Source organism: Streptomyces ossamyceticus, assembly GCF_001418475.1.
Lineage (GTDB): Bacteria > Actinomycetota > Actinomycetes > Streptomycetales > Streptomycetaceae > Streptomyces > Streptomyces ossamyceticus.
The window spans coordinates 1-5,328 of record NZ_LIQX01000446.1; the positions used below are offsets into that span (position 1 = coordinate 1).

Sequence of the window (5,328 nt, forward strand, 5' to 3'; positions counted from 1 at the left end):
GCACCGGCGGAGAACCCGGCGCCGTTGCTGTGGCCGCCGCTCGGGCCCTTGCCCGCAGGCGCGCTCTTGCGTGGCGCGAACCAGTCGCTCGCCGGCTTGTCGTCGGCCGCCGGGGACGGCTCCGGCACGGGCGCCGGGGTGTTCGTCAGCACGGGCATGGCCGTGGTGCCGGTGGTCTCCGACTCGGATCCGGCGTCGTCCGCCGGGCCCTCGCCGTCACCGACCGGCTTGCGCACGACGACCGGCGGGATGGGCCGGGACCCGGGGATGTTGATCCGGACCCGCGTCGTCAGCGTGGTCTCGGTCTTGGGGCCGTCCGGCCGCTCGCCTGCGGCCGACCGGGCCGCTTCGGCACCGGCCTCGGTGGCCATGGGTGTGCCGTACGGCGGTGTCCCCGACGGGTACGCGGTGCTCCCGCGCCCATTGGCCCCGGAGGACGAAGTGTCAGTTTCACGACTCAAGGCAGGTTCTCCCGGTTTGCTCCGCCGCCCGTCACGACCTCAACTCAGCGGGCAGCTCGGCGGCGCGCACCACCATACTGGCCACTTCCGGCGCGTATCCCACGACCGCGTGGGAAACCCACACCGGACCCGCACCCCCCGACTGCGGCGAAGTAGTACGTCACTTCCCAAGTCGGGCGTCGGACCCGGCCGGTTGCCGCCCCCACCCAAGGGTGGCGCACATCACAGCCACAGCCATACCGCCGAGCAGGAAGAGATACGAGCCGACTCCTGCGGCGAAGAGGAAGTCGCCCTCCGGCCGGGTGGAGGTCAGCAGCACCACGGAGATCATCCAGCCGGCGGCCGGCGCAACGGCCCCCGCCCTGCCGCCCGTCGCCCGGGCACCGCCCAGGAAGAGCCCGGCCGCGGCGATCAGTGCCAGCAGCAATCCGAGCGGGAACCAGGCCGCTTGGGCGAGCCCGCCGGCCACCCCGAGCAGGGCTCCCAGCAGGAGGAGGCCCAGGTAGGCGGCGATCCGCGGGAGCGAGGGCAGGGTCAACGGCTGGGCGAGCATGCCGCCTTGTCCGCCCGTGGGCGGCTGGGTCGGCTTCATCGCACGACCGCCTCTCGGCCGTCGCGCGGACGTGCCACTCGTTCGTCATACACAGTCGTACGCATCACAGGCCCGTTCCGTTCTGGACTTCCTCGAAAGACCTGCCGGGAATCCCCTCGAACAAGTCGCTCTCCCGGCTGCCGCCTTCGCGTCCGCCGCACACCAACTCGTAGTACTCGGTGGCAAGGAGGGGCTGGGCCAGCTCGTTGGAGAGGACGAAGTAGGGTTCGGCGACCTCGATCTGGGTGGCGTGGGCACGCATCGCGGCGGCCTTCGCTGCCGCGAAGCCGGAGCCGTCGATCTCGGTGGTGACGATGTGGTCGTCCACCACGCCCGGCACGTCGGCGACGTCGGCGGCCCGCTCGAAGGGCAGCCGGCCGGGTTCGGCGAGGTCGCGGCGGAGCCGGGCGAAGCCCTCGACGATCACCCCGCGCGGCACCCGGTTCCAGTAGACCTTGTCGATCTCCCAGGGGGCGCCCAGATCGGGGCGGAAGCCGGGGTCGGCGGCGAGGTCGACGGCGCGCATGGCGACGCGGTGGGCCTGGATGTGGTCGGGGTGGCCGTAGCCGCCGTTCGGGTCATAGGTCACGAGGACCTGGGGGCGTACCTCCCGGACGACCGCCACGAGGTGGGAGGCGGCCTCGTCGACATCGGCGGACCAGAAGGCGCCGGGCCGCTCGTTCTGTGCGACGCCCATCATCCCGGAGTCGCGGTAGCGGCCGGGGCCGCCGAGGAAGCGGTGGTCGGTGACGCCGAGCTCCTTCATGGCCTCGGCCAGCTCACCCACCCGGTAGGGGCCCAGGGCGTCGTCGCGGTCGGGCGCGAGATGCGCGAGGTGGGGCGGGATGACCTCGCCCTCCTCACCGAGGGTGCAGGTCACCAGCGTCACCCGTGCTCCCTCGGCCGCGTACTTGGCCATGGTCGCGCCGTTGTTGATCGACTCGTCGTCCGGGTGCGCGTGCACCAGGAGCAGTCGGCGGGCGGGCAGATCCGTCATGGGCCCACCCTACGAGGCGCCCGATCCGTGCCCGCGCGGGGCGCGGGCACGCACGGGAACGGGCGCGAGGGCGGGCCCGGGGGCGGTCGAAGGTCTCAGAACTTGATGCTGCCGATCATGCCCGCGATGTTGGTGGTCAGGTCGTTGATCGTCGGCGCGATGGTCGACGAGGAGAGGTAGAACCCGAGCAGGATGCAGATGATCGCGTGTGGTGCCTTCAGCCCTGACTTCTTGATCAGGATGAAGACGATGATCGCCAGCAGCACCACCGCCGAAATCGAGAGTGCCACGGCGGCTCACCTCCAAAAAAGTTTCCCTGGGACCTGGGGGGTGAAGCAGTTGTCGAACGGCGACGGTGAGGACGTCGTCGGACGATGACGCGGGTGACGCAGTTGTGAATCCGTACAGCAGCCAGCAGGTTCATACCCACTCAGCGGTAGTGATCATAACTATCCAAACGCGCGCATCGATCGGCGCACAGCCGCACAAGGGGGCGCATGGCCAATATGGTCGACACATGACGACCGAGCCCGAGTCCTTCCCCCGTCGGCACGCCCGGACACAGCGTTTCAGTCTCGGCGCGCCGCGCGCGTTCTCCGTCGCTCCCGATGGTTCCCGTGTCGTGTTCCTGCGTTCCTCGTCCGGTACCGACCGGGCCAACAAGCTGTGGGTACTGGACCTCCCGGAAGGTTCCGAGCGGGTGGCGGCCGACCCGGGGGCGCTGCTGCGCGGTTCGTCCGAGGAGTTGTCCGCCGAGGAGCGGGCGCGCCGCGAGCGCAGCCGCGAGGGCGGCGCCGGAATCGTCGGCTATGCGACCGACGCGGCCGTGGAGTTGGCCTCTTTCGCCTTGTCAGGGCGGCTTTTCGTGGCGGAGTTGCGGGCGGGCACGGCACGTGGACTCGACGTCCCCGGACCGGTGATCGACCCGCGCCCCTCCCCCGACGGCCGGTACGTCGCGTACGTCACCCGGGGCACGCTGCGGGTGGTGGTGGCGGAGGGCGGCGGTGACCGGGCGCTCACCGAGGAGGGGGCGGAGAACGTCACCCACGGTCTGGCGGAGTTCATCGCGGCCGAGGAGATGGGCCGTTCACGTGGTTTCTGGTGGTCACCGGAGTCGGACCGGCTGCTCGTGGCGCGTGTGGACGACACGCCGGTGCGTCGCTGGTGGATCTCGGACCCCGCGCAGCCGGAAAGGGACCCGCAGCGGGTGCCGTATCCGGCGGCCGGCACCGCCAACGCGGAGGTGCGGCTCTTCGTGACCGACCTCGCCGGGACGCGCACGGAGGTCGCGTGGGACCGGGCCCGCTATCCGTATCTGGCGCATGTGCACTGGTCAGGGGCGGGAGCACCGCTGCTCCTGGTGCAGGCGCGGGACCAGCGCAGCCAGCTGTTCCTGGCGGTGGACCCGGACACCGGGGTGACCAGGATGGTGCATGCCGACGAAGATCCACATTGGCTTGATCTTTTCCCCGGAGTGCCTTCGTGGAGTCCGTCGGGGCGGCTCGTGCGTGTCGCGGACGAGGGCGGCGCGCGGGTGCTGGCGGTGGGCGAACGCCCGCTGACGGGGCCGCAGTTGCACGTCCGGGCGGTGCTGGACGTGTCCGACGACGATGTGCTGGTCTCGGCGTCGGCGGGCGAGAGGGCCGCCGAGCCGGAGATCGGCCAGGTGCACGTCTACCGGGTGAACGAGCTGGGGGTGGAGCGGGTCTCCGAGGAGCCCGGGGTGCACTCGGCGGTGCGTTCCGGCGCCGTGACGGTCCTGGTGTCCGCCGTGCCGGACCGGGCGGGGTCCCAGGTGCGGGTGTTGCGGGAGGGCAAGCAGGTGGCCACCGTGGCGACTTGCGCGGAAAACCCCGGTATGTCCCCGCGCGTGCAGTTCACACAGGGGGGCACACGCCGCGTACCGTGCGCCCTGCTTATGCCGAGGGACTACGACGGCGTCACACCCCTGCCGGTCCTCATGGACCCCTACGGCGGTCCGCACGGCCCCCGGGTACTGGCGGCGCACAACGCGCACCTCACCTCGCAGTGGTTCGCCGACCAGGGTTTCGCGGTGGTGGTCGCCGACGGGCGGGGCACACCGGGCCGCTCCCCCGCGTGGGAGAAGGCGATCGACGGCGACTTCACGCTCTCGCTGGACGACCAGGTGGACGCGCTGCGGGACCTCGCGCGGTCGCATCCCCTCGATCTGTCGCGGGTGGCGATCCGCGGCTGGTCGTTCGGCGGCTGGCTGGCCGCGCTGGCCGTGCTGCGCCGCCCGGACGTCTTCCACGCCGGGATCGCGGGCGCCCCGGTCACCGACTGGCGGCTGTACGACACCCACTACACGGAGCGGTATCTCGGCGATCCGGCCGCGAACCCGAAGGCGTACGCGGGGAGTTCGCTGGTGACGGACGGCGGGCTCTCCTCGCCCGCGCCGCCGCACCGGCCACTGATGATCGTGCACGGCACGGCCGACGACAACGTGGTCTTCGCGCACGCCCTGCGACTGTCCTCCGCACTCCTCGCGGCCGGCCGCCCGCACGAGGTGCTGCCGCTCTCCGGGGTCACGCACATCACCCCGCAGGAACAGGTGGCGGAGAACCTGCTGCTGCTCCAGGTGGACTTCCTGAAGCGGTCGCTGGGGCTGGGGTAGCGCCCCGGGGAGCGGGCACGGCAACGGGCCGGGGCGACATGGCGCGCCCCGGCCCGTTTACGGCACCCGCACGGCCGTACGCTGTTCAGCTTCGCGCGTCCGTATATCGGAACGACGTCGGCCAAGTTGCCTGTGTGTTAACGCGGTTGGTGTGCGTTTGTACGGCTATACGGCTCCCTCGGCATGATCGTCCAGCGGTTCCTCCGGCGGGACGACCTGCTTCTCCTCCGCGAAGTGGCAGGCGGAGTCATGGGCGGCCGGGCCGAGCCCGTGCCGGAACTCCGCCGGTACCGCGAGCGGGGGCACCTCCCGCTCGCACTTCTCGCGGGCCTTCCAGCAGCGGGTGCGGAAGCGGCACCCGGACGGGATGTTCGTCGGGGAGGGCACGTCACCGAAGAGGATGATCCGTTCGCGGTGTTCCCGGGCCTCGGGGTCGGGGACGGGCACGGCGGACAGCAGAGCCTGGGTGTAGGGGTGGGTGGGGTGGTCGTAGATCTCGGCGTCGCGGCCGATCTCGACGATCCGGCCGAGGTACATCACGCCCACCCGGTCGGAGATGTGCCGCACGATCGACAGGTCGTGCGCGATGAAGACGTAACTCAGCCCGAACTCCCCCTGGAGCCGCTCCAGCACGTTGATCACC

At 71.3% G+C, this 5,328-nt stretch carries 5 protein-coding genes and 1 pseudogene; 1 reads left to right on the forward strand and 5 read right to left on the reverse strand.

The genetic code is table 11. From position 1 onward, the window contains the following. From AOK15_RS28930 to AOK15_RS28945, 4 genes and pseudogenes are all read right to left on the reverse strand, one after another. A pseudogene (locus AOK15_RS28930) lies at positions 1–461 on the reverse strand (hypothetical protein); the annotation flags it as partial. Positions 462–621: 160 nt separating this feature from the next. Beyond that, positions 622–1,053 carry a DUF6113 family protein gene (locus AOK15_RS28935; protein ID WP_079058767.1) on the reverse strand — a complete coding sequence of 144 codons (432 nt, stop codon included), beginning with the start codon at positions 1,051–1,053 and terminating at the stop codon, positions 622–624. A 64-nt stretch (positions 1,054–1,117) separates the two neighbouring features. Then, the gene (gene mshB / locus AOK15_RS28940) at positions 1,118–2,050 is read right to left on the reverse strand and encodes an N-acetyl-1-D-myo-inositol-2-amino-2-deoxy-alpha-D-glucopyranoside deacetylase (protein ID WP_055521295.1); all 933 of its coding nucleotides are present in this window, start codon (positions 2,048–2,050) and stop codon (positions 1,118–1,120) included. Positions 2,051–2,145: 95 nt separating this feature from the next. After that, positions 2,146–2,340 (reverse strand): hypothetical protein, encoded by a 195-nt coding sequence (locus tag AOK15_RS28945; RefSeq protein ID WP_055521296.1) that lies wholly within the window; start codon positions 2,338–2,340, stop codon positions 2,146–2,148. Between the two features lie 227 nt (positions 2,341–2,567). Here AOK15_RS28945 and AOK15_RS28950 point away from each other — a divergent pair, with 227 nt between their 5' ends. Continuing rightward, complete coding sequence (locus AOK15_RS28950) at positions 2,568–4,685, forward strand: S9 family peptidase (RefSeq protein ID WP_055521297.1); 2,118 nt, start codon at positions 2,568–2,570, stop codon at positions 4,683–4,685. A gap of 165 nt (positions 4,686–4,850) precedes the next feature. Here AOK15_RS28950 and AOK15_RS28955 read toward each other — a convergent pair. Next, positions 4,851–5,328 (reverse strand): oligopeptide/dipeptide ABC transporter ATP-binding protein (locus tag AOK15_RS28955; protein ID WP_167738869.1); only part of this gene is annotated, 478 nt, incomplete at its 5' end.

Coding starts and splice junctions, on each gene's coding strand:
- AOK15_RS28950 (WP_055521297.1), top strand. CDS start 2,568: ATGACGACCGAGCCCGAGTCCTTCCCCCGTCGGCACGCCCGGACACAG.
- mshB (WP_055521295.1), bottom strand. CDS start 2,050: ATGACGGATCTGCCCGCCCGCCGACTGCTCCTGGTGCACGCGCACCCG.
- AOK15_RS28935 (WP_079058767.1), bottom strand. CDS start 1,053: ATGAAGCCGACCCAGCCGCCCACGGGCGGACAAGGCGGCATGCTCGCC.